This window comes from Leifsonia sp. NPDC102414 (assembly GCF_044765685.1).
Taxonomy (GTDB): Bacteria; Actinomycetota; Actinomycetes; order Actinomycetales; family Microbacteriaceae; genus Leifsonia.
The window spans coordinates 1-19,842 of the sequence record NZ_JBIWKN010000010.1 but is presented as its reverse complement, the minus strand read 5'-3'; the positions used below and the strand labels follow the sequence as shown (position 1 = coordinate 19,842).

Here is a 19,842-nt window from a genome sequence, read left to right as displayed (position 1 = left end):
GGTCCTGTTGGCTGCACGGAAAGAGGTACGTGGCCCTGGCGGTCGCCTTGGGCGCTGACTGCCTCGCGGATGCCGGCATGCTGCGGGCGGAGCCGGCTGTGTTCGGGCCGGTGGCCTCGGACCCGACAATCTCCCGCCTCATCGACACCCTCGCCGCATCCGACGAGAAGGCTCCGGCGGCGGTTCGCGCTGCCCGAACCGAAGCGAGCGCCCGCGTCTGGAAGTTGGCCGGACAGCTCACCGACTCCGTCGGTGGACCGTCATGAAACTCCGAGGCTAGTAGCCGTCGGGGACACGAACTGACGGCAATCGAAGGGAGTCTACGGCGGCAGGCATGGCGCACCCCAGCGATTCCTGGATCTTTCGAAGGGAGTTCTCATAGGCATCGGCACGTTCGCCACTGTCGATGGCCCTGCGATGTCCGGTCAGGCCCTCCAGAATCGCCGGCTGCATCCCAAAGTCGCTGTCCGGAAACAGAGGATCGAAAGACGAGAGGATCTCACCGTCCTCCGCGTAGGAAACCCAGGCGGCCGCAGTCTCGCTCATCTGCGCAAGAAGCGCACTGGTCCCCCGTGACACAGCTTTCAAGACCTTCTCCTTCGCGAGAAAGGGTCCCTCGGGCTCAACTATGAATGTCCAACCCGCATGGCTGCCCGAACGCAGGAGCGGCCCCCGCGGATCCAGAATCCCACTGCTTTCCAAGCTATCAAAATCTACCCCGGGTAAATCATCTGGGCCGACCTCGGTCCCGAGTTCCTTGATTGCATCAAGTTCGCTCCGGTCGAGTTCTACCACCTCCGACTTGTCGTATGGGATCCTGGAAAGCGCCTCTGTCGGGGAGATCGCCCGCACAAAAATCGCGCAATATCCCGTCTCGTAGAGATTAGAATTCGGAAACATAGTTGCATTCATTTTCTAGCCTCTCGTGGCGTGAAGAAAATGCGCGACTCGGTCCGCCCTCATGGATCGAGTCGCGCATCTTCGAGCCGCTGTCAGGGCACGTCAGAGCCTAGGGGGCACGCTGTCCGGCGTTTACCCAGTAGGGGTCCTTCTCAAGGAGCCGCTGCTCCGTCGGAAAACGGCCGAGGTTCCCCCCCCACGCCCTCGTTCTGGGCTTTCGGCATGCTGGCACGCGCGCACTTTGCCGTAGCCGGAGGAATCTCCCCCTGGTTCGAGTCAGGCCACCCGAGGGACAAGTAGACCTTGCCGTTGATCGCCGAAGAGGTGACGTAGTACTGCTGGCAGCCCACCCCGGACTTGACACCGAGCTGGCGCCCGCTCTCCTTCGACTTGGCGGACGGCCACTCGTCGCACCGCGCCGGCGCCGGGGTGCTTGCGTGGGCTTTGAAGGTGCTGGCGCAGACGACGTCTCGGTTCTTCCTCGCCTCTGCTTCGCTCGATTCGCGATGCAGAGGCTGTCCACGCCCCTCCCAGCCAGGACGCGTGGACATGCGGCCGGTGCCGTCGCCCTAGTCGCAGCCGATCCGGTCCGCTGCCGCAGGCCAGGCCTCCACGCCGTCGGAGGTACGGACGTAGGCTGTCGACCTGTCCGCGGCGAGCCAGAGGGCCCAGTCGCGGTAGTGGTAGCCGGTGTCGCGCGCGTCCGCGGGCATGCGGGCATCCGCGTCGTAGGTGCCGTTCAGCTCGGTGTCGAAGAGCCCCTCGGGATCGCGCACGTACATGCGGGAGTTCGGGCCGCTGCCCAGATCGATGAAGTGCGCGCTCTGCCAGTCGCAGTGTTCGGCGCCGGGCGAGCTGATCACCTTCGTGGTCGGCACCCGGTGGCCCGTGCGGTCCGTCCAGATCTCGTAGCCCTTGGACCGGGCATAACTCGCCGGCCATTCCGACGGGTCGCAGGACGCGCTGGTCTCCGGACCCCAACCCGGGCGGTGCGGCTGGTCCTTGGCGACGACGACGGCCACCTTGGTCCTGCCCTTCACGTCGAAGGAGAACAGGACGCGATCGCCCTCCCGGCGCTCCACGCGGTAGCCGTAGTCCGGCTCCTCGGGCACGTAGATGTCGAAGTACGCGTTCAGCCCCTCCTCGGGGGTGGAGCCGCCGTCCCCCTTGCTCCAACGGTCCGAGCCACCGCCCGAGAAGATCGCGCCGTCGCATTCCAGCGCCTTGCCCGCCGCGCCCGAGCCCTCCCCCGGCTCCGGCTCGCCCTCCCCCGAGCTCTTCTCCGAGGGCAGGTGGAGCGGCCCCGTGTAGGGCCTGGCCGGCGGGGTGCCCTTCACCACCAGGCCGTCCCGCACGTCCGCACCCCCGCACCCCGCCAACGCCAGCACGGCCAGCACCACTCCGGCCGCGATCCCTCTGCGCATACCCGACCCCCCGTCACACCGTTCCGTGTTCGTGCTCCTACGACGCCGGAGGCACGGCGATCGTTCGGCGGGCGCGGGCAGAGGGCGAAGCAGCTTCGTCGGGCCGGGACGATCACCTTGGATGCCCGCAGAGAGACTTGCCTCTACGCGGTGCGGGTGACAGTGACGGGCTCCGGCGTGCTGTCGTGTGCTAGGAGGCTGGTGAGGGTTGCCAGGACGTGTGCGGGGACTTGCTGCGCGATCTTGAGGACACAGACGTCTGCGCAGAGGGTGCACCGTACTTCGACCTGCCATCCGTCGCTAGTGCTGTGACCGCAAAGGTTCACCGGCCTGGGGCGTGTGTCTTCCTTTGGCTGAGCAGACGTTCAGGAGCACTCGGGCAAGGGAACCGTCTCAGGAACGCAGCGCGTCACACGCCGGCGGATGAGCTTTGTCGTCGGGAGAGGGATAGCCTGCGTCGCTCTCGGTCGATCTCGGTGACGACCACCGTGATCTCGTCGCCGACCTGGACGACATCTTCTGGAGTCTCCACCGGTGTCCAGGCGAGCTCGCGCAGGTGAACCAGTCCCTCGATCCCGTCGGCGACCTGGACGAAGACGCCGAACGGGATCAGCTTGGTGACCCGGCCAGGCAGTTTCTGCCCCGGCGCGACGGTGTCGGCGAATACCTGAAAGGGGTCCGGCTGTGTTGCCTTCAAGGACAGTCTGGCCTCCAGGTTCCATGTGTCGAACTGGAGGAACTCGCATGAGACGCGCTGCCCGACCTGCACGACGTCGGTGGCTGCCTCGAAGCGTCGCCAGGACAGTTCAGCGAAGGAGATGAATCCGACGCCGGGGAAGACCGGATGGTCAGGTCCGTCGTCCAGCGCCACGAACACACCGAACCGTTCGATCGCTGTGACTGTGCCGGAAAGGAACTCGCCGCGGTGCAGTGACTCCAGGAATGCCCAGAGTTCTGGGTTCTCAGACGGTCCACCCATCATGCTCCCAGCCTTTCACGAGGAGCAGCGCACTGGGTAGGAAGTGCGTTCACGCTGTGGTCTTGAGGGGACGTCCGCCCCCGCGGATGCCCTTCTCGCTGCGGATGCGGGCGCGTTCCTTGCGTTCGGCGGCCAGGACGTCACGGTGGCGGCGTTGGCATTGCGCCACTGCAGGTAGGCGTGCAGGGCACGTGTCTGGACGGTGTGGTTGGGGTGGTGGGAGTTGGCGATGGTGAACTGCCGCAGCGGTCCGAAGTGGGCTACCTCGATGAGTGGGCCGCTCTCCTGGCGGCTTGTGCCATGGGCCGGACTGTGACGACCTCCAGCGCCCGCCCCGGCCTGCCGACCCGTCGGGTTGGCGCGCTTGCGGCCATACGGGAGGCCTCTGTGATGCCAGGGCGCGCGGGCGAACTGCCCGGGCTGGGCCAAGCCCTGGCCGACTTCGCCGCCCGCCATCGCAGAGCCTGCGTGATGGAGATCTTCCAGCGACAAGTAGAGGGCCGACGGAGGGAACTGTGGCAATGCCACCTCACCCAACGACCGCACGGACCGCGCTGCAGGGCGTTGGCGCGATCGGTGCCGACCTCGACCTCACTCTGATCGACACCCGCGCCGCTACCGCGCACGCGCTGCATGCGGTCAACGACCGCTGTGGCGAGGCCATCGACGTCGAGGCATTCGTCGCCCGCCTCGGCCCGCCCATCCGCCAAGAGCTGGCCCGGTGGGTGCCCGCAGACCGCATCCCGCGAGACGTGACGGTCTTCCGGGAATGCTTCGTAACGGAGGGCATCGACCACCTTGAGTCGCTGCCCGGCGCCCTCGACCTGGTGGCCGCCGTTGCGGCCTGAGGCCGCCGGCTCGTAGTGGTCACCTCCCGCGTCCCGCGGGTCGCCCAGGCCGCGTTGACGACCTGCGGCATCGCAGCAAGTGCTGTGGTCGGCGGAGTGACCGGCATGGACAAGGCGCCGGCCATCGCAAGCCACCAAGTCGCCGTTTACCTCGGCGACCACCAGCTGGACATGAAAGCAGCCGTGCGCGCCGGCGTACCAGGGATCGGAGTGACTACCGGCTTCCACAGTGCCGAGAAGTTGCTGCGGGCGGGTGCCGCCTGGGTGATGGACGATCTCGCCGAGGCAGCGAAGCTGGTTGGCCAGTGATGCAAAGACCCCGCCCGTAGGCCATCAGGTCACGCCGCAGTCCCCACGCTCGATTGGCTCGCGGTGCCTCGCGCGCGCCAGCACCGCTGTTCCGCCGCCCGCCCTCCGAACGACACTCAGGTCAGCTGGGCGAGAACGGCTACGGCTGCGACCGACGGGTAGGTGTCGCGCACCCCGTCGGTGTTGTTCAGTCGGTGCCGCTCCAGGCGGATGGCGCCGAGGTGACGGGCTTTGTAGACCAACCCGCGCCAGCAGGCGGTGGGAGACAGCGACCACGGTGCGGCCCTGGTCTTCGAGCGCCTCCACGGTGCTGCCGATGCTCGGTTCGCTGGTGGGGGTGACGCGTGTCGGGGAGCCGACCTGGACGGTGCGGCCCTCGATCGTGGCGGTGACTCCCGCGCCGGGGGTGGAGGTGAAGCCGCTCGTGTCGGCGAGGGCGAGTCCGGGTTCCCGGGCGGCCTGGACGACGGCGCGGGCCAGTGGGTGTTCGCTGCGGTGCTCGGCTGCCGCGGCGAGGCAGCAAGGAGTTCTCGTCCAGGCCAGAGCCTCGATGGGGGTGGATGTCGGTGACGCGCGGTGTGCCCTCCGTGAGGGTTCCGGTCTCGTCCAGCGCCACAGCGTCGACCTGGCCGAGACGCTCCATCACGACGGCGGACTTGGCGAGGACGCCGTGGCGGCCCGCGTTGGCGATGGCTGACAGGAGCGGCGGCATGGTGGAGAGGACCACCGCGCACGGCGAGGCGACGATCATGAAGGTCATCGCGCGCAGGAGAGCCGGCTGGAGTTCGTCGCCGAAGGCGAGCGGGATCGCGAAGACGGCAAGGGTGGCGATGACCATGCCGATCGAATACCGCTGCTCGATCTTCTCGATGAACAGCTGGATCGGCGCCTTGGTCTCAGAGGCCTGCTCGACCATCTTCACGATCCGGGCGATCACCGAGTCCGCCGGATCGCGTTCGACGCGCACGCGCAGGGCGCCGGTGCCGTTGACGGTGCCGGCGAACACCTCGTCTCCGGTCTGCTTGGCCACCGGGAGGGGTTCGCCGGTGATGGTGGCCTGGTCGACGTCGCTGGCGCCGTCGAGGACTTCTCCGTCGACAGCACGTCCCTCCCCACGTGGGCGGCGACGCCGGTGATCCGGACAGAGGCACGCGTGCCCGGAAGCGAGACGGTGATGCCGTCTTGCGGCCCGCTGGCGCGCGGTCACCGCACCCACCTCGTCGCCCCGCCCGTGCTGGAGCCCGCTTCGAACATTGTCGAACGCTCTGGGGCGGCAGCGGCGTGGAACCTCGATCAGCTTGTGAATTACGCGCGTTGATAGGTTCAGTTCGACTTGAGTGATCACGAGTGAGGGAGTGGAATGTGACCGGTGCGGCCAACCTCCGCCAGACGCTTCGGGACATTGAGGTTTTCGCCGGTGAGCTTCCCGGGTTCGACCCGTCGCTCGCGCCGGACACTCCGTTCGAGCTGTTCACCGAGTGGCTTCTCAAGGCGTTGAGCGCCGGAGTACCGGAGCCGCATGCCATGACGCTGGCCACGGCGGACGCCGGCGGTGATCCGACCGCCCGCGTACTCATCCTCAAGGGCGTGGGCCCCGAAGGCTGGCAGTTCGCCTCGGACGCGTGCAGCCTCAAGGGCCGCGACCTCGCCGCCCGCCCCTATGCGGCGCTGACCTTCTACTGGGCACCGCTCGCCCGCCAGGTCCGGGTGCGCGGACCAGTCGTGCGAGAGACCCCTGAACTGTGTGCTGCGGACTTCCTCGCCCGCAGCGCGGGGGCACGGGCAGAAGCCCTGCTCGGTCGGCAATCGCAACCGCTCGCAGATCTGGCCGAGAGGGACGCGCATGTAGAGGCATCGCTCGCGCGGATCAAGAGCGAGCCGGGCCTCGTGGCACCAGGTTGGACGCTGTACTCAGTGCGCCCGGAGTCGGTGGAGTTCTGGCAGGGCGACAAGCAGCGCCGCCACACCCGGCTCGTCTACATGCCTTCAACCGACGGGTGGACCAAGCAGATGCTGTGGCCCTGATTTCCTATCCGTCGCCTGCCAGCTCCTGGGAGCATCGCGGCAGATCAGCCCGTTTGATCTCTCCGCGCGGCCTGTCCATCTCTCAGCCCCAGTAGGTGGACTGTCCTTCCGCCTTCGTGTAGCCGGTGGCTGAGCCGTGGTAGGTGGGCGTTACCTGGTGCTGGCGGGAAGCATCATCGCTGATGCCGGTGATGACGAGAGAGGAGACGTCCTTTTTGAAGCCGTCGGTCAGGTTGTACCGATCGCCTCCGACCCCGTCGCGCCGAGGGGCGATGGTGGTCGAATCGCCGGAGAAGCCCGCAGCCGTGTAGAGGGTGATACCCCATCCCTTGGGGATGGCCAGGCTGGACATAGCATCGTTTCCGATGTCCTGCCTGAGTACGTCGATGTCGTACCGGCCGGGACCGAACTGCGCGTGCTTGCCCGTGCAGTTGCGCTCAGTGAAGACGAACACCGAGTCAGTGGGGCTGGTGGGGTCGTCCGTGTAGCCCTCTGAACGCGTGGGCTTACCGCGACGCCTGGCCGTTTCCGCCTCCTGGTAGGGGCGAAAGCCTTCAAAGATGACGTTCTCGATGCCGGCGAGGTCCTTGTCGGCGCGCGCTCTGCGGACAATGTCGTCGTATGCCGGGCTCGTCATGCTGAAGGAACCCCCGTACGGGACGACCTGGAGCATGATCGGTCCGAGGTCTTTGTCGGCGGGAGCATCGTCGGATCCGAGCAGGGTGAGGAGCTTGTCGGCGAGAGCCTTGTCGCCGACAAGCTTGTGGGCGAGGCTCTTGTCTCCGAGGAGCTTGCTGACGAAGGTCCTGTCTGGGTTTTGACTCATGATTCAGAAGCTATGTGCCTGTTCGGGGTGGAGTCGTCCCAACACGCAGCCAGGCGAAAGCGGCACACGGGTGAGGACTGCACTGCAGCCGCTCACCCTAAGAGGGAGTGGCCGCCTGTCCGCCGCCGTCAGCACACAGGGCGGAGCGTCGGCCACTGCGTCGAGTGCTGTGACCGGGAAGGTTCACCGGGTGAGGCCTGCGAGATGATCACGTCATGAGTGAGATCGTCTTGATGTCGGATCCGAAGGTTGCCGCCATACCTGTTGCGGAGTGCGGTGAACGTCTCGTGGACGTCCGCCGGGACCGCTCGTTGCTGATCGATTCGCGCAAGCAGGACCCGGCAGATGCCTTCGCGTATCTGCGGGAAGGTGTGCTGGAGCGGCTGAAGGAGGCCCAGGAGCTGCTCCCGCAGGGCCTGCGACTGCTGTTTGTTGAGGGATACCGGCCACCCTCGCTCCAGCTCGCGTACTTCGAGGAGTACGCCAGCCAGCTGCAGGCCATCCACGCTGACTGGTCCGCCGAGCAGATCCAGTCGGCTGCGAGTCGGTACGTAGCACCGCCCGGCATCGCCCCGCACAGCGCCGGCGCGGCCGTGGACCTCACCCTGGCCGACGCCGAGGGGCGCGAGCTGGACCTGGGCACTCGGATGAACGCGGATCCCGAGGAGAGCGAGGGCGCCTGCTACACCCACGCCGCCAACATCAGCACGGAGGCCCGCGCCAATCGGAAGCTGCTGGGTTCCGTGCTCACCGCCGCGGGGCTGGTGAACTACCCCACCGAGTGGTGGCACTGGTCCTTTGGCGACCGCTACTGGGCTCTGACTACTGGTGAGACCGCAGCCCTCTATGGCCCTCAGGAGATGGCCTCGTCAACCTGACCGGCGGCCGGGGGTCCTTCGAGTGCGTCGGGCGGCTCGCATCTTCCGGTATCGACGGCCCGTGCGCCGGAGTCCCAGGTACCGCGTCGAGCGGGCTGCGCGGTCGAGGGCTTCGGCGCCGTCGGGGAGGTCGTAGTGCTGCCTACGGGGGCGGGGGAATGCAAGGTTTGGGCCGCCGGGCAGGAGGCCTTTGTTGCGCAGGGTCTGGGCGCGGCTGCGGCACCATGATGAGCAGAACACTCGGAATGCTCGAGTTGGCGATGCTGCGCCGGGAACCTCTCCGTTCCGCCGGCCGCAGCCCTCCCGGTGTGCAGCCGCTCTCGACCAGGTAAGCCCGCTGAGTACGATGCACCCGTGTTCTCGCCCAGAGTCCGGTCCGCGCGTCAATTGGCAGCCGTCGCATGCTCAGTTGCCGCATTGGCCGCTGTGACCCTGGGGTGGTTCGGAGCGCAGACGGTGCGTCCGGACTGCGTAGTCGCCGTCTCCAGGCTCGCTGACGGCACCGGGGACGCGCGTCCCGATGGGGACGGCCGAGCGTGGACGGAGAAGGAACTTGCCGATCGCGCATATCTGCAGGCAGTTGATTCCGGCCGCTGCGAGCCGCCCCGTGCTCGCTGGAAGCAGTGGCTCGACTGACTGCCGCCTGGCTGAGCAGCCCAGCACTGTTGGCTGGTGCGCGGACGGTGAGTCCTCACTCTGGACGCTGTTGTCGTCGTTGGAGTCGGTCGCACACCACCTTCTTCGGCCGGCTGACAAACGGTGTGGTCTATCGCGAGGGAGTCCGACGAGATCCAGGCCGTTGTTCGGTGCTGTGTTGCAGCGCGGTCCTGATCGCGGGGCAGGTTCGGGCTGAGGCGGTTCGGCCGAACCGTGGGCGTCAGCCGCCTCCGCCTCCGCCGCTGGTGTTGTCCGGACCGAGGTCATACTCCCGGCTCTGGTTCGCACCGGATCCCCAATGCTCGTGGCAGATGAGCCCCGCCCCGATGAGCAGGACGATCCCCGTTGCGATCAGCGATATCCATGCGCCGACGTCCATACGTGCAGATGTACCCACCGCTGTTGGTGCGAAGCCTCGCGCGGCCTCCGCCGATCCGGAACGGTTCAGCAGGCGCTGTCACCTTGGCTGACATGCCGGGTGTCTGAGCACTCTCTCCCGACCGTGGGCAGAGGATCGCAGCCGTCACTCAACGCCAACAGACGAAGCAGGACACTGCACCGACGCACGGAACTGAGCCACTCCGCCATCAAAGACAACAGAAGCACATGACACCCGACCTTGACCTTGTACGTGGCGCGGACGGGCTCAGCCCGAGGTCCTCGAACCGCTGGTGCCGCGCGCTAGAGGCCGAAGGCGCCGCCTTGGATGAGGATGAGCAGTCCGATGGTGATCAGGACCAGGGGCAGCAGGATGTGGCCCCAGCGGGCGAGTGCCTTGGCGATGACGGGGCGTGTGGCGAAGAACTTGCCTCCGAAGCACCAAGCGGCGACGAGTACGAGGAACACCGCGGCATACACGCTCATGCCGCCGGTGCCGGCGGTGGCGAAGACGGGGACGTAGACGCCGATGTTGTCGCCGCCGTTGGCGAAGGTGACCGCGGCGACCTCGAAGGAGTTCGGGCCGCCCGTGCCGGTCTCTTTCTCCTCGTCCCCGTTGCCTTCGCGGTGGTCGCGCCAGGCTTGCCAGGCGGCCTTGAGGCCCAAGGCGAGGGGCAGCAGGCCGAGGTAGGGGATGGCGGAGGCTGGGAGGAAGGTGGCGCCGAACGCGGCGGCCACCGCGACCGCGAGGATCGCGGTGAAGCCCAGGTACTGGCCCAGGACGATCCGGCGAGTGGAGCCGGGGTGGCCCGCGCCCTGGGCGAAGAACAGCGCCAGGACCAGGAGGTCGTCGATGTTGGTGACGGCGAAGAGTCCGGCTGCCTGCCCGATGATGCCGAGGTCCACGGGTGGGTGTTCTCCTTCGCGGCGAATGTCCCCGTGAGGCTACCGAGAGCGCCTCGTGCAGCGATCACGGGGGCCGAGACCTGGTGCCGTTCCTGCCGCCGGCATCGTCTTCGCGTACGGACCGTCTCTATTGCCCTCAGCGGGACGTGCGTTTCCGAACGCCTCCCCGCGCGCCGCAACACGAGGCAGTCCCACCAGGACGCGGAGCGTAACCAGGAGCCCGTGCAGCACCAGCTCAGTCATGGCACGACACATCAACGAAGCACTCACCGGGCGACGTGGGCCGAAGCACGGAAGTTGTCACCAGGGGAGCCAGAAGAACCGGTGTACAGGACCGTCGACGCGGTCTGGTTGTCACCAGCGAAGCACGCGGCTTGTCACACGTGCTCACTCGCCCTTCTGCCACCAGGAGCGAAGATCGACGGCCTCTGGCTCTCCGAGGCGGTTCCATGCGGCGACACTTCACCACAACCGCGTCCTGCTCGTGTGCGTCCTACCACTGAGCGCCGGCAGGAGTCGGCTACCCCGGGGATCAGGACGCGAGTCATGCAGAAGTACGCGATCGTTCAGCACATCACACGGTTCTTTTGGCCTTGGCATGGTGCGAGGCGACAGCCGCCCACGTCCGTCCGGCGGCTTGTGACGCTCTGGCTGTTCGCGTTTGCCTTCGGGGCCGGGTTAACCGCGCTCGGCGTGGATGATTTCGACGGCAGCTTCCTCATGGCGCTGCTGCTCCTCTTGCATATCGTCGACGACATCAGCGATGGGGTCCCGCACCGCTGGCCGGCCGCACTGGCCGCGGTAACAGTCCTGTGGGGCGCCACCCGGCTCACCAGCGCCGTCCTGCCCGACTCCCTTGACAATGCCTGGGCGCAGACCGTCGCCGCCGCTGTCGGTGTCACGCTCGGGTTGGCAGTGAGCGCCGCGATCACACGGCTTCCGGAGCGCCGACCACATCGGTCCGTCGAGGGACACGACTCCGGGTTCGGCGGTCAAGACTCTCGGTAAAGGACATGGCCGCCGACCTCGGTGCCTTGACAACAAACCTTCCTTTGTGACACCTATCGCGCTTCGGCTCACGATGCCTGCCCTCCCAGGAAACCCTCCTGGAGTTCGTCCGCGTCATCAGCACACCCCCGACCTCCCGCCCGGGGCACCCAGGGCGTGGCTTCGCCCGGATCTGCCACGCCTGGCGCGGCTACTGGCAGGACGTCAAACTCCGCCAGCGCCAGGCCCAGACTCCGCTGCGGCACCTGCGTGTCACGGTGCGGGAGATCGTCGATGCGGCTCGTGAAGAGGCCGAAGCCGTTCGGACAGCTGCGCATGCGGACGCGGCCCGCATCCGGGCCGCAGCCCAAGCCGATGCCGAACACGCGCGCACCGGGGCCGCATCGCATGTGGCCCGAATCCGGGGGCGGGCAACAACGAAAGCCTCGGCGGCCGCCGGTGACGGCGGGCCGGCTATGTCTGAAGTGGCCCTCGAAGTGAGCGGCGCAGGCACTTGGTCCGCCGGCCGGCTGCCCGGCGGTGGGTTCCCGTCGCGGCCGCGACCGCCCTGGCAGTGACCGCCGGCACGATCTACGCCGTCACGGGCGGTTTTGAGGATCACCCCGGTTCCTGCACCTCTGCACTGCAGCGTCCGGCCAGCGCCGTCGCGACGTACGACACCGGCCGCGGCCGGGTGCAGGGCGGCAGCATGGAGCAAGCGGCACTCGACTCCCTGCCGCGCATGTGGCTCACGTTCCTGCCAGGCTCGTGGCCGACCGCGCCATACACCTCGACGCCGCCCTACGCTCCCGAATCCGACCCGACTTCGTCCACGACCACTCTGCCCACCACGGCCTCGACGACCACTCACAGCGCGAGTTCCACCGCCACTGCTCTATCCGGTCACCGATGCCGGTAGCCGCAGTCTGAAAGGGAGCGCACAGCCCGCCGGTTGCCGACCCAGTCAGGTCATCAGTCCTTGGGGAAAACCTGTGGTCGCACCGTGCGAGTGCCCGTAGCATCCGGCCATGATCGACGACATCGACATCGAGATCGCGGGCGACGAGCACGATGCAGAGGCCGGAAGGGAACCTTCCTGGCGTGGCAAGACTGTCGGTCTCGTAGCGGTCGATGTAGACGACGCCGAACTCTTGCACGGCTGGCGATCCGATCCGGTGGCCGCCTATCACTTCGGTATCTGGCCGCGTTCCCTCTCCGCGACGCGTGAGCGCATCGAGCGCGACAGCGACGACGATGACCGCGACGACTTCCTCGTCCTGCTCCCGGACAGCACCCCGATCGGTCACATAGCGCTCACCTGCCAGAACATCGTCAACGGCACGGCACAGGTCGAACTGATGCTGGCTAGGGAGCATCGTGGGCACGGCCACGGCACCAACGCCCTCGACGCCCTGGTGGACCTCGCGTTTGGCGAACTCCCGCTGTACCGCCTCACGGCAGAGACACATACCGACAACGCCCCCGCCCTCACCACCCTCACCAAGGCCGGCTTCATACACGAAGGCACCAGCCGCGCCGCCTGCCTCCACCGCGGCCGCCGCCACGACCTCGCCGTGCACGCACTGCTGCGTCCCGAATGGGAAGAGCTGGACCGCCCTCGCGCCTGGGATGCCTGATCGGACGCAGAGCACGTCGGGGCATCCTGGCTGGCAGGGCTCGTGGCCGTTGTCGGGCAGGAGACTGAACCAGGCTCTGGATGGGATCTGACGGGGACGGATGTACCGCTGGCGGTGGCGCTTGTCCGGGGTGGAGATGGCGCCGGAGGGTCCGCGGGCGGGGTACAGCCGTGAGCAGTTCAAGCACTGGAACAAGGGGCTCGATCCGGATGACTGCTGCGACACCCGCAGGGAGGTCATCCTCTCCGAGGCGGTGGACGCTCCGGAGGTGGCGCCGCGGTGCGCGCTGTCGGGCGGCCGGTCGTGGTCCTCGTATGACCAGGTGTGGATCATCTCGGCGTCTTCGCTGGATGTCGACCACATGGTTCCGCTGGCTGAGGCCTGGGATTCCGGGGCCGCGGCGTGCACGCCGCTCATGTGTCACGTGCGGTGCCCGAGTGGGGGCGGCCTGGTTGACGAGGCGCCATGGAGACCGGCCCGCTCCGGACCGCCCGCTCGCCGGTGCCGATCGAGGACACGCTCGCCACGCAGGCCCGCACGTTGCGAGTTACCTACTTCGTGGGCCTGTTCAGATACAGATCGGCCTGTTCAGATGCAGATCACGATCTTTCCTCGGGTGCGCCCACGCTCGGCGTGCACGTGGGCGTCGGCGATCCGCTCCAGGGGGTAGGCCTGTTCGATACGAGGTGTGTAGCGGCCTTGCCCGCCCAGTTCCGCCGCCGCGGACAGGAGAGTGGAATCATTCTCCGCGTTGACCACATGCGTGCCCAGGCGTTGCCCGCCGGCGCGGTCGGCGACCGTCGCGACGCGTTTCGGGTCACCTGTGATCGCGACGAGGTCGTCCAGCGATCCGGAGGCCGCGGTGTCGAGCACGATGTCGACTCCGCGCGGGGCGAGAGCGGACAGACGCTGCGCGAGGCCGGGGCCGTAGGTGGTGGGAACGGCGCCGAGCGCGGTGAGGAACTCGTGGTTGCGTTCACTGGCTGTCCCGATCACATTGGCACCTTGCGCTACCGCGATTTCGACCGCTGCGCTGCCCACGCCTCCGGCGGCGCCCTCGACGAGAAGGGTGCGCCCCGCGAGGGAGCCGAGCGCGTCGAGCCCACGCATCGCGGTCACTGACGCGAGACCGGCACCAGCGGCCTGCTCGTCGTTCCACGTGGCGGGGGTGTGCGCCCAGGCCGAGAGGATGAGCAGCTCTGCGGTCGCCCCGGTGACACCGCCCAGTCCGAAGACACGGTCGCCGATGCTCACCCCCTGCACCCCGTCGCCGATCTCGTCGACCACACCGGCGCCGTCGCGCCCGGGAATGGCGGGCAGTTCCAGCGGAATCAGCTGGTGCAGGGCGCCGGCGCGCAGTTTCCAGTCGATGGGATTGACGCTGGCCGCCGCGACGCGGACACGGATCTCACCGGGTCCGGGGTGGGGGTCGGGGGCCTGCTCGATCACCAGGCTCTCCACTCCGCCGTATTGGTGGAACCGGGCTGCGCGCATAATGGTCTGCCTTACTTTGACGGGCCGGAATGACGTGTTCATCCGACGCTCGTCACTCTAGAACCTGACGTCGGCGTGAGGTGCAAGCCGCAACTGCGGCCCGGCCGTAGGAGGGCAGGCGCCGATGGGCGAGGCTGCCGAGCGGGCGGGGGTGAGCATGGGGGTCTGCGCCACTACGAGGGATCACGCCGCCCGTCACGGTCGACACCCATGTGTCCTCGGGCGGGCTCGGCGATCCCGGCACGACGCGAGGACTGCCGTGCGTACGTGAACCGCGTGAACGCCCTCGGTTCCGCCACCGGCTCATGATCACTCTCGGCGCCGGCAACGGTTCGATCGGCCCCCAGGGCTGCCCCCGGAGCCGGTATCGCTAGCCTGAACTTGACGTCAACGTGAGGTACGAGCGGGAAGGGAGCGACCTGCGTCATGCGCATCGGACAGCTTGCCAGGCGGTCAGGAGTCAGCGTGCGGGCCCTGCGCTACTACGAGGAACAGCGGCTCCTGGAATCGGCGCGGACGCCCGGTGGGCACCGTGACTATCCCGACGAAGCCCTGGAGCGGGTCCAGCTCATCCAGGACCTCTTCGCGGCCGGCCTCTCCAGCCGTACCGTCGTCGAACTCCTGCCGTGCGTGAGCACCGGCGTCGCGACCCCCGCCATGCTCGACCAGCTCATCATCGAACGCGACCGCATCGCCGCACGCATCCAGGACCTGACCCGGGCCAAGACCAAACTCGGCCGCGTGATCGAGAATGTGACCGCGGCGAACGTGGCGCAGGACTGATCAGCCCGTCGCGAAGGGTGGGGCCCCGACCCATCCGGCATCTACCGGGCACTGGCCGGCCACGGGAAGCACCAGGCGTATCCGGAGGCCGTCGAAACAACGCGATCGGTCACGTCCCGTGGTAGCCGTAGGAACGCCAAGAGGTGACACTGCATCACATCCTGGTACGCGTGATATCCGAAACCCAGAAACTCAGCAGCACGCCGGCCACGCCGACATCATGCGAGAACTCATCGACGGATCTGTCGGGTATTTGCAAGGCAAGGACACCATGCCATCAGGTGTTCAGGCATGGTGGGAGGGCTCCCGGAGCCGTCTGGAGCGTGTGGCGCGGGAAGCCGGCAACGGCTGATCTCACTCTGCTGTCGCCGACCCCGCGGACACCACACCTCCGCCCCGACCACCCCAGAGGCCCGATGGCCGCGTACCGAGCTGCCGCGCGCCGCCCGGTCCTGGACTTGGACCGGAGGTTCGACGGGCGACCCGTCGCCCGTTGCCCGGACTGCGACTGGGCCCAAGTCCTGGACAAAGACCTGCATGAGGGGCCCTACAGCCTGATCTACGGGCACGCCGACCACCCGGACGACGCGGTCGACCACCTCGCAGCGCTGCCGGACCGCCTGGCCGTCCCCGCTCACGTGCGGTGGGGGTAGCAGGCCCACTGGCTGGCCGTCGAGGACACGCGCACTGAGGTGGGGCTCGTGCTGTTCGGCACGGAGTGCCTGGAGATCCTCTGTTCGGTCTCGGCCGATGCGGGAAGATCTACTCGGACAAGAAGTCCGGCAAGAACGCGCTCCGCCCGGAGCTCAAGGCGTGCCACGCCTTCCTCGACGCCGGCGACACCCTCGTCTTCCCCTCGCTCGACCGCTACGGCCGCAGCCTCCAGGACCTCATCAACATGGTCACCGAACTGCGCGAGCGCGGTATCGGCTTCACCTCGCTGCACGAGAGCCTCGACACGAGGCCCCCGGCGGACGGCTCGTCCTCACGTCTTCGCCGCCTTGGCGGAGTTCATCCGCGAACTCATCGTGCAGGGCACCCGCGAGGGCCTGGCCGCCGCACCTGCCCGCGGCCGGGCCGCTCGTTTCGGATACTGATCAGGGAGGGCGCTCTCTACGCGCTCACCTGCCCGCCGGAGCTGATGGCCGCCCAACTAGACCGGCTCGTCTCAGTGATCGGCATCGACGCCGTAGACTCGGCATCATCCCCTTCTCCGCCCAACTGCGTCGCAGCCCGGTCACGGCTTCTGGATCTGCGACCAGCCCTGTTCGTCATCGAGACGCTGTCCACGAAAATGTGGCTGGACGACGAGGAGAACCTCGCCCTGTGTGAGCGGTCTTGGGACTGGCTCGCCGCTCCCGTCACGGGCGGCTCTCTCGCCCCACCAGTCGGCGAACGACGACAGGTATGAGCAGGTCAGATGCTGAGCTGGGTCACCAGCTGTCGGGAAGGTACAGATGGTTGAGACTGGGGTCATGGACGGTCTGCGGGAGCGTGGGTTCGTCCGCTACGGCGCCGAACGCCTCGGAATCCGGGCCGGTTCCGTCGAAAATGACCTGGCCCGGATCCGGAAGGTCTTCGCGGCTCTGCCGCCCGACCCGTCTGCCCCGGGAACGCATCGGTTCCGCCGCTACTCCCATGCCGTGTACCTGCCGTGGAAGGACGAACTGTCCTGGATTCCCGGAACCCCCGACCCTGTTCACGGCACGGTGACCGACTTCTTCCTGGGCGAGGAGGACCCTGCGCACCCGCGGACCCGGCGGGTGCTCCCCGACATTCCCGAGGAGCTGCGTGGCAACGCCCTGCTGCTGCGGCTCCTGCGCTGGGACATCGAGCAGGTCCTGTCTCTGAGGAATCTGGTAAGCCGCCCGCTGTGGGCCGGTGTCCACCTGATCAGGCTCGGCGTCGACGGTCCCGGCCAGAACGCCGTGTCCACCCCCGGCTGCTTGCACCAGGACGGGGGTTCGGCCGGCACGTTCACCTTCGCCCACCTGATCAGCCGTACCAACGTCACCGGTGGGCAGAACGTCATCGCCACCCCCGGCAGCGCGGGCCTGCAGCCCGACGATCCGTGGGCGGACATCCACGCCGAGTTCACCCTCACCGACCCACTGGACGGCTACGCCGTCCACGACCACAGGGTCAGCCATTACGTCGGCCCGGTCCGGGTGGGCTCCGGGCCCGGACCGGGCGAACGGTCCATCCTGATCGTCGGTCTCGCCCCGTACGTCCCCCAACTCTGACGCCGCACCGCCCGAGCCCGGTGGGGGTGGTCAGCGGGCGCTGCCGAGGTTGGGGTCGGCGTTGGTTCCTTTGAGCATCGCCTTCAACGTGACGGCGACCGTCGACGAACTCGGCGTCAGCTGCCGCACCGTCCTCGCCCACGCCCGCTACCTCCGTGAACTCGCTCGGATCGCCTGGTGGAGCACGGCTCCCGCACCAACGTTCTACGGGCTCGGCGCGGCGATGCCTTCGCGCCTGGCGACGGATACTGGGGCACCGCCACCATCTACGCCCCCGTCGCCCCGCCCGCCTGGGACCACGCCCAAGGCCACCGCGTCCGCGGCACCGGCTACCGGGCCCGCCTCATTGGCTACACGGACAAGGGCCGTGCCCGAGCCGTCGCAGCGGCCCGATCGCGGGCACGACGAGCACGCCCCACGCCAACAAGGTGCTGTACCCCCTCTGTTGTGGTCACCTCAGCCCCTTCTCATCTGCAGGTAGTCGCGGGGGAAAGAAGAACACGCGACGTCCTCGCAAGCAGACCAGCATCCCGCACAGGCCTCGCGCACCGTTCACGCCCGGGGAGTGCCAGCAGGCCATCGCGGTGACCGAGCAGGTCCAGCGGCAGGTGTGGTGGCTCTACACCGCGTGCTCCCGCCGCATCGCCTACGCCCTGCGCCCGCTGACGGACGGCACCACAGCTCGCCGCCGAACTCGCCACCTGGGGCATTCCACCGCGACTGAAGGACGCGGCTGCCTACCTTCGCCACGAACTGCACCGCCGGCAGCAGCACAACGAGCTCTCGCACACAGAGCTGCCCGCCCACGACGTGCCCATCGACGACGGCACCCGCTACGAGGCCATGCTCCGCAAACGCGCCCGCCAAGGCGCCCCCGCCTTCCGCCGCTACGCCGAAAAGACCCGAGACGCTCTCCGCGAAGCACTCGCCCACAGGCGCCGCAGCCGTCGGGAGCAGACAGGCACGCCCGTCTACCGGCCGGTGCTGCGCGAACCCGAGGCGGGCTTCCTCGCGTCCCTGCCGGGCGACACCTGGACCGACGCACCCACAACCCACACCACGGGAGATCTACGCGGCATGCGCCCGTGGAACGTCAGCAGGCCGGTGCGAGAGGACATCCAGCGATCTCCTGCGCGATGCCTGGCAGGACCTGCCGGACGTCCCCGACGCCGCGCCTATCGAGCAGGCAAAAGACGCAGGCGTGCCGCTTCCGTGTGTTCGTGCAGGTGGTTCATGTCACCTCGTGGAGGAAGGTCTTGCTGGACGGTAAGGCTGCTCCGGCCGGGGCGGGGAGCTGGTATAGGCCCGCAGCAGGCCGGCGGCGGAGCAGTGCCCGCGCACCGCTCGGCAGCGGGCGGAGACCACGAGAGGTCTTCGGCGGACCAGCCGCCGGACCGATCCCGCACGGGCAGCGGCCGACCATCGGCCCAAGCCCGCACCCTGGCCCATGACCGGGGCGCACCACGGCAAAGGTGCCCGCGGACCCCGTGTCGGGTCCGGCCTGTGAGCATCAGTGGGAAGCGCTCGTTCGACTTCCGGCGGCTCCACGGCCGTTGTGCCTTCCGCATGCTGCTCTTCGTCGCGCATCGGGTCATGGGGCCGTGCGCACTCCATGCCTGCTGACGAACGCGTAACCCGGTTCACGTTGTCCGGTCGTAGAAGATCCACCGCCAGGCGGTCGGCTCGGCCTCGAACTGGGCACGGGGCTCTGTCTCGCCGGCGACGAGCCGGACCATCGCGGCCCGGAGCTCCTCTGGCGCACTGATGACGTAGGACGCGGTGAGCTCGGCCTTCGCGTGATGATCCTCAAGGGTGCAGCCAGCCCATCCGCATGCCCCAGTGTCCAGGAGATGCGCAGGCCGGATGTCACTGCTGCTCCCCGGCGAGAAATTGCCGAACTTGGGCCGCTAGGGAACCCATCTGCTCGCCAGCCTCCAGCCAGGTGGTCACCGAGGCTCCCCAGCCGCCAGCGGCCTGTGGCCAGGGTCGCAAGGACCAGGTCAGCCCAACGTGGCCGCCGGAACGGAAGACGGCCGACACTGTCAGGTCTCGGCCGTGGGTCTGCCAGCTCTGTTCGCCGTCCCATCCCCGGTAGTCCGCAGCGAGTGCTTCCAAGAACGTGGTGAGATCGCTGTCCCAGATCCAGGCGACGACCTCGTTGGCGCGAGCGGTCAGGCCCGGGGCCCGCAGCTCGACGGCATAGTGCACGGAGTCTGTGTCGAAGCTGAACCGATCGCAGAAGGCCACGCCGACGGAGGCGTTGTCCTGGCAGTGGATGGTCACGCTGGGCTTGTCGTCGGTGTAGTCGTCCGGGGAGGTCATGGCGGAACGGTAGGCCAGTGTCGCGTTCGACGTCATCGGGATTCTCCGGGCTATGCCCTTCAGGGAATCGTGTGCCCTGGGCTGCTTCGCACTCGGTGGCGAACTCGTCGAGGAGCTCGAATAGGACCTTGATCGCGTGCCGCTCGTCCTTAGAGGTCCTAACAGAAGCTGTTGATCATGTGACTTTCGGCTTCAGCGTTCGTTGGTCTGGTCGTGGGGAAGCGTCAGTCGCGGCCGTGGATCGTT

At 67.9% G+C, this 19,842-nt stretch carries 17 protein-coding genes and 1 pseudogene; 10 read left to right on the top strand and 8 right to left on the bottom strand.

Annotation, left to right across the window (positions count from 1 at the left end; genetic code table 11):
* Nucleotides 1-29 precede the first annotated feature (29 nt).
* Nucleotides 30-257: pseudogene (locus ACIRCZ_RS20120) on the top strand (IS1380 family transposase); the annotation flags it as partial.
* Between the two features lie 19 nt (nt 258-276).
* On the opposite strand, the gene ACIRCZ_RS20115 reads toward ACIRCZ_RS20120, so the two are convergent.
* The 3 genes from ACIRCZ_RS20115 to ACIRCZ_RS20105 all read right to left on the bottom strand — a co-directional run bounded on the left by ACIRCZ_RS20115 (nt 277) and on the right by ACIRCZ_RS20105 (nt 3,303).
* Nucleotides 277-900 carry a DUF6461 domain-containing protein gene (locus ACIRCZ_RS20115; protein ID WP_402856634.1) on the bottom strand — a complete coding sequence of 208 codons (624 nt, stop codon included), beginning with the start codon at nt 898-900 and terminating at the stop codon, nt 277-279.
* A gap of 569 nt (nt 901-1,469) precedes the next feature.
* Nucleotides 1,470-2,324, bottom strand: a complete 855-nt coding sequence (locus ACIRCZ_RS20110; protein ID WP_402856631.1) for a hypothetical protein — start codon at nt 2,322-2,324, stop codon at nt 1,470-1,472.
* Between the two features lie 409 nt (nt 2,325-2,733).
* Nucleotides 2,734-3,303: a S1 RNA-binding domain-containing protein gene (locus ACIRCZ_RS20105; RefSeq protein WP_402856702.1), complete on the bottom strand. Its 570-nt coding sequence runs from the start codon at nt 3,301-3,303 to the stop codon at nt 2,734-2,736.
* Nucleotides 3,304-3,824: 521 nt separating this feature from the next.
* Between ACIRCZ_RS20105 and ACIRCZ_RS20100 the strand changes: the two genes are divergently transcribed.
* Both ACIRCZ_RS20100 and ACIRCZ_RS20095 read left to right on the top strand, forming a co-directional pair.
* Nucleotides 3,825-4,151, top strand: a complete 327-nt coding sequence (locus tag ACIRCZ_RS20100; RefSeq protein ID WP_402856628.1) for a hypothetical protein — start codon at nt 3,825-3,827, stop codon at nt 4,149-4,151.
* A 105-nt stretch (nt 4,152-4,256) separates the two neighbouring features.
* A complete protein-coding gene (locus tag ACIRCZ_RS20095) occupies nt 4,257-4,460 on the top strand; it encodes an HAD family hydrolase (protein ID WP_402856699.1) in 204 nt (67 codons plus the stop codon).
* A 187-nt stretch (nt 4,461-4,647) separates the two neighbouring features.
* On the opposite strand, the gene ACIRCZ_RS20090 is transcribed toward ACIRCZ_RS20095, so the two are convergent.
* Nucleotides 4,648-5,667, bottom strand: a complete 1,020-nt coding sequence (locus ACIRCZ_RS20090) for an HAD-IC family P-type ATPase (protein ID WP_402856625.1) — start codon at nt 5,665-5,667, stop codon at nt 4,648-4,650.
* A 155-nt stretch (nt 5,668-5,822) separates the two neighbouring features.
* On the opposite strand from ACIRCZ_RS20090, the gene ACIRCZ_RS20085 reads away from it, so the two are divergent.
* Nucleotides 5,823-6,485 (top strand): pyridoxal 5'-phosphate synthase, encoded by a 663-nt coding sequence (locus ACIRCZ_RS20085; protein ID WP_401772379.1) that lies wholly within the window; start codon nt 5,823-5,825, stop codon nt 6,483-6,485.
* Between the two features lie 82 nt (nt 6,486-6,567).
* Here the strand turns inward: ACIRCZ_RS20085 and ACIRCZ_RS20080 are convergent, their stop codons facing one another.
* The gene (locus tag ACIRCZ_RS20080; RefSeq protein ID WP_402856622.1) at nt 6,568-7,311 is read right to left on the bottom strand and encodes a hypothetical protein; all 744 of its coding nucleotides are present in this window, start codon (nt 7,309-7,311) and stop codon (nt 6,568-6,570) included.
* Nucleotides 7,312-7,526: 215 nt separating this feature from the next.
* Here ACIRCZ_RS20080 and ACIRCZ_RS20075 point away from each other — a divergent pair, with 215 nt between their 5' ends.
* Nucleotides 7,527-8,189, top strand: a complete 663-nt coding sequence (locus ACIRCZ_RS20075) for a M15 family metallopeptidase (protein WP_402856619.1) — start codon at nt 7,527-7,529, stop codon at nt 8,187-8,189.
* Between the two features lie 1,338 nt (nt 8,190-9,527).
* Here the strand turns inward: ACIRCZ_RS20075 and ACIRCZ_RS20070 are convergent.
* Entirely contained in the window at nt 9,528-10,130 is a 603-nt protein-coding gene (locus ACIRCZ_RS20070; RefSeq protein ID WP_402856616.1) for a cadmium resistance transporter, read from the bottom strand.
* A 546-nt stretch (nt 10,131-10,676) separates the two neighbouring features.
* On the opposite strand from ACIRCZ_RS20070, the gene ACIRCZ_RS20065 reads away from it, so the two are divergent.
* Together ACIRCZ_RS20065 and ACIRCZ_RS20060 are read left to right on the top strand one after the other, a co-directional pair.
* The gene (locus ACIRCZ_RS20065) at nt 10,677-11,138 is read left to right on the top strand and encodes a hypothetical protein (RefSeq protein ID WP_402856613.1); all 462 of its coding nucleotides are present in this window, start codon (nt 10,677-10,679) and stop codon (nt 11,136-11,138) included.
* Nucleotides 11,139-12,145: 1,007 nt separating this feature from the next.
* Nucleotides 12,146-12,754, top strand: a complete 609-nt coding sequence (locus tag ACIRCZ_RS20060; protein WP_402856610.1) for a GNAT family N-acetyltransferase — start codon at nt 12,146-12,148, stop codon at nt 12,752-12,754.
* Between the two features lie 588 nt (nt 12,755-13,342).
* Here ACIRCZ_RS20060 and ACIRCZ_RS20055 read toward each other — a convergent pair.
* Nucleotides 13,343-14,248, bottom strand: coding sequence for an NADP-dependent oxidoreductase (locus tag ACIRCZ_RS20055; protein ID WP_402856696.1), 906 nt, complete (start codon nt 14,246-14,248; stop codon nt 13,343-13,345).
* A 426-nt stretch (nt 14,249-14,674) separates the two neighbouring features.
* On the opposite strand from ACIRCZ_RS20055, the gene ACIRCZ_RS20050 reads away from it, so the two are divergent.
* The 3 genes from ACIRCZ_RS20050 to ACIRCZ_RS20040 all read left to right on the top strand — a co-directional run bounded on the left by ACIRCZ_RS20050 (nt 14,675) and on the right by ACIRCZ_RS20040 (nt 17,274).
* Nucleotides 14,675-15,031 (top strand): MerR family transcriptional regulator, encoded by a 357-nt coding sequence (locus tag ACIRCZ_RS20050; protein ID WP_393782846.1) that lies wholly within the window; start codon nt 14,675-14,677, stop codon nt 15,029-15,031.
* A 718-nt stretch (nt 15,032-15,749) separates the two neighbouring features.
* Entirely contained in the window at nt 15,750-16,442 is a 693-nt protein-coding gene (locus ACIRCZ_RS20045) for a Scr1 family TA system antitoxin-like transcriptional regulator (protein WP_402856606.1), read from the top strand.
* Nucleotides 16,443-16,506: 64 nt separating this feature from the next.
* On the top strand, nt 16,507-17,274 hold the full coding sequence (locus ACIRCZ_RS20040; RefSeq protein ID WP_402856603.1) for a 2OG-Fe dioxygenase family protein: 768 nt from the start codon (nt 16,507-16,509) through the stop codon (nt 17,272-17,274).
* A 1,866-nt stretch (nt 17,275-19,140) separates the two neighbouring features.
* On the opposite strand, the gene ACIRCZ_RS20035 is transcribed toward ACIRCZ_RS20040, so the two are convergent.
* Nucleotides 19,141-19,596: a DUF6228 family protein gene (locus ACIRCZ_RS20035; RefSeq protein WP_402856600.1), complete on the bottom strand. Its 456-nt coding sequence runs from the start codon at nt 19,594-19,596 to the stop codon at nt 19,141-19,143.
* Nucleotides 19,597-19,842 lie beyond the last annotated feature (246 nt).